Here is a 3155-nt window from a genome sequence, read left to right as displayed (position 1 = left end):
GGTCGTTGTTTGAGAACTGCACAGTGGACGCGAGCATCTGTGGCCAAGTTTTTAAGGGCGCACGGTGGATGCCTTGGCACCAGGAACCGATGAAGGACGTGGGAGGCCACGATAGTCCCCGGGGAGCCGTCAACCAGGCTTTGATCCGGGGGTTTCCGAATGGGGAAACCCGGCAGTCGTCATGGGCTGTCACCCATACCTGAACACATAGGGTATGTGGAGGGAACGCGGGGAAGTGAAACATCTCAGTACCCGCAGGAAGAGAAAACAACCGTGATTCCGGGAGTAGTGGCGAGCGAAACCGGATGAGGCTAAACCATGAGCGTGTGAGACCCGGCAGGGGTTGCGCTTGTGGGGTCGTGGGATTTTTCTTGACCGGTCTGCCGGCCGGTCGGCGAGTCAGAAACCGTATGGATAGTCGAAGGACATGCGAAAGGTCCGGCGTAGAGGGTAAGACCCCCGTAGGCGAAATCTGTACGGCTCGTTTGAAGAACTCCCAAGTAGCACGGGGCCCGAGAAATCCCGTGTGAATCTGGCGGGACCACCCGCTAAGCCTAAATATTCCCTGGTGACCGATAGCGGATAGTACCGTGAGGGAATGGTGAAAAGTACCGCGGGAGCGGAGTGAAATAGTACCTGAAACCGTGTGCCTACAAGCCGTGGGAGCGTCGGACATGCAGCTTGCTGTGTGTCTCGTGACTGCGTGCCTTTTGAAGAATGAGCCTGCGAGTTTGCGGTGTGTAGCGAGGTTAACCCGTGTGGGGTAGCCGTAGCGAAAGCGAGTCCGAATAGGGCGATACAGTTGCATGCCCAAGACCCGAAGCGGAGTGATCTAGCCATGGGCAGGTTGAAGCGGAGGTAAGACTTCGTGGAGGACCGAACCCACCAGGGTTGAAAACCTGGGGGATGACCTGTGGTTAGGGGTGAAAGGCCAATCAAACTCCGTGATAGCTGGTTCTCCCCGAAATGCATTTAGGTGCAGCGTCACGTGTTTCTTGCCGGAGGTAGAGCACTGGATAGGCGATGGGCCTCACCGGGTTACTGACCTTAGCCAAACTCCGAATGCCGGTAAGTGAGAGCGTGGCAGTGAGACTGTGGGGGATAAGCTCCATGGTCGAGAGGGAAACAGCCCAGAACACCGACTAAGGTCCCTAAGCGTGTGCTAAGTGGGAAAGGATGTGGAGTCGCAGAGACAACCAGGAGGTTGGCTTAGAAGCAGCCACCCTTGAAAGAGTGCGTAATAGCTCACTGGTCAAGTGATTCCGCGCCGACAATGTAGCGGGGCTCAAGCACATCACCGAAGTCGTGTCATTGCAGCATATAGGGCCAACGCCTGCTGTGATGGGTAGGGGAGCGTCGTGTGCCGGGTGAAGCGGCGGTGGAAACCAGTCGTGGACGGTACACGAGTGAGAATGCAGGCATGAGTAGCGATACAAGAGTGGGAAACTCTTGCGCCGATTGACCAAGGGTTCCTGGGTCAAGCTGATCTGCCCAGGGTAAGTCGGGACCTAAGGCGAGGCCGACAGGCGTAGTCGATGGACAACGGGTTGATATTCCCGTACCCGCTTTGAAGCGCCAACGCTGAACCAGGTGATGCTAAGGCCGTGAAGCCGGCCCGGAGTCTTCGGACAAAGGGACGTGGTGGAGCCGCTGAACCAAGTCTGTACTAGGTGAGCGATGGGGTGACGCAGGAAGGTAGTCCAGCCCGGGCGGTGGTTGTCCCGGGGTAAGGGTGTAGGGCGTTGTGTAGGCAAATCCGCACAACAATAGCCTGAGACCTGATGCCGAGCCGATTGTGGTGAAGTGGATGATCCTATGCTGTCGAGAAAAGCCTCTAGCGAGTTTCATGGCGGCCCGTACCCCAAACCGACTCAGGTGGTCAGGTAGAGAATACCGAGGCGTTCGGGTGAACTATGGTTAAGGAACTCGGCAAAATGCCCCCGTAACTTCGGGAGAAGGGGGGCCATTCCTGGTGACGGCACTTGCTGCCAGAGCTGGGGGTGGCCGCAGAGACCAGCGAGAAGCGACTGTTTACTAAAAACACAGGTCCGTGCGAAGCCGTAAGGCGATGTATACGGACTGACGCCTGCCCGGTGCTGGAACGTTAAGGGGACCGGTTAGCTCTGATTCGTCGGGGCGAAGCTGAGAACTTAAGCGCCAGTAAACGGCGGTGGTAACTATAACCATCCTAAGGTAGCGAAATTCCTTGTCGGGTAAGTTCCGACCTGCACGAATGGCGTAACGACTTCTCGACTGTCTCAACCATAGGCCCGGTGAAATTGCATTACGAGTAAAGATGCTCGTTTCGCGCAGCAGGACGGAAAGACCCCGGGACCTTTACTATAGCTTGATATTGGTGTTCGGTTCGGCTTGTGTAGGATAGGTGGGAGACTTTGAAGCCGTGACGCCAGTCATGGTGGAGTCGTCGTTGAAATACCACTCTGGTCGTGCTGGATGTCTAACCTGGGTCCGTGATCCGGATCAGGGACAGTGTCTGGTGGGTAGTTTAACTGGGGCGGTTGCCTCCTAAAGAGTAACGGAGGCGCCCAAAGGTTCCCTCAGCCTGGTTGGCAATCAGGTGTTGAGTGTAAGTGCACAAGGGAGCTTGACTGTGAGACTGACGGGTCGAGCAGGGACGAAAGTCGGGACTAGTGATCCGGCGGTGGCTTGTGGAAGCGCCGTCGCTCAACGGATAAAAGGTACCCCGGGGATAACAGGCTGATCTTCCCCAAGAGTCCATATCGACGGGATGGTTTGGCACCTCGATGTCGGCTCGTCGCATCCTGGGGCTGGAGTAGGTCCCAAGGGTTGGGCTGTTCGCCCATTAAAGCGGTACGCGAGCTGGGTTTAGAACGTCGTGAGACAGTTCGGTCCCTATCCGCTGTGCGCGTAGGAGTGTTGAGAAGGGCTGTCCCTAGTACGAGAGGACCGGGACGGACGAACCTCTGGTGTGCCAGTTGTCCTGCCAAGGGCATGGCTGGTTGGCTACGTTCGGGAGGGATAACCGCTGAAAGCATCTAAGCGGGAAGCCTGCTTCGAGATGAGCACTCCCACCTCCTTGAGAGGGTAAGGCTCCCAGTAGACGACTGGGTTGATAGGCCGGATATGGAAGCCCTGTGAGGGGTGGAGTTGACCGGTACTAATAGGCCGAGGGC

Annotated in this window: 1 rRNA gene; it reads left to right on the top strand. The window is 57.0% G+C overall.

Annotated elements, in window-relative coordinates:
* Window positions 1-41 precede the first annotated feature (41 nt).
* A 23S ribosomal RNA gene (locus BI06_RS55510) occupies window positions 42-3155 on the top strand.

It is taken from the genome of Kitasatospora sp. MBT66, from assembly GCF_000710405.2.
Taxonomy (GTDB): Bacteria; Actinomycetota; Actinomycetes; order Streptomycetales; family Streptomycetaceae; genus Kitasatospora; species Kitasatospora purpeofusca.
This window is presented reverse-complemented; position numbering and strand designations above follow the sequence as displayed.